At 41.3% G+C, this 624-nt stretch carries 2 protein-coding genes; both read left to right on the plus strand.

Annotated features, from left to right (window positions below):
* Positions 1 to 114, plus strand: a 114-nt coding sequence (locus ABN217_RS19640) for an SDR family oxidoreductase (protein ID WP_349459914.1), incomplete at its 5' end; no start/stop codon positions are given.
* 226 nt (positions 115 to 340) lie between these two features.
* On the plus strand, positions 341 to 624 hold a 284-nt coding region (locus ABN217_RS19645; protein WP_349459912.1), incomplete at its 3' end, for an RpiB/LacA/LacB family sugar-phosphate isomerase.

Consider the following 624-nt stretch of genomic DNA (forward strand, 5'->3'; position numbering starts at 1 on the left):
CGTTGGGGAACACCGGATGATTTAGCGGGGCCATGTGTATTTTTAGCTTCAGAAGCCGCCAATTACATTCACGGTTATACGATAGCGGTGGATGGTGGGTGGTTGGCTCGCTAATTCCCTCGTCATACTTCGAGTTATCTCGTTGTTGGCTGCATTCGGATATCCTCATTTGCCGCCTAGATATAACTCGAATTATTTAGAGGGAAGTGAGGTGAAGGATATTTAGTAAAACTATTGAGCGGTCGATTATTTTTAGATTTTTAATTTAACTAAAAATTGAATCAGTATGTAGCATTTGCCAGTAAATAAACTGGCACAATAAATGACGATAGGAGTCACAATGAAAATTGCATTAATGATGGAAAATAGCCAAGCGGCAAAAAACGCGGTTATTTTTAACGAGCTGAATACCGTTAGCTCCTCATTAGGCCACCAAGCATTCAACGTGGGCATGAAAGATGAACATGACCACCATTTGACTTATATCCATCTTGCGATCATAGCAAGTTTATTACTTAACTCGAAAGCGCTGGATTTTGTTGTTGCAGGTTGTGGAACAGGGCAGGGCGCTTTAATGTCGCTTAATTTACATCCAGGCGTGGTTTGTGGTTACTGTTTAGAGCC

The organism is Proteus sp. fly-1067, from assembly GCF_040139345.1.
Taxonomy (GTDB): domain Bacteria; phylum Pseudomonadota; class Gammaproteobacteria; order Enterobacterales; family Enterobacteriaceae; genus Proteus; species Proteus vulgaris_B.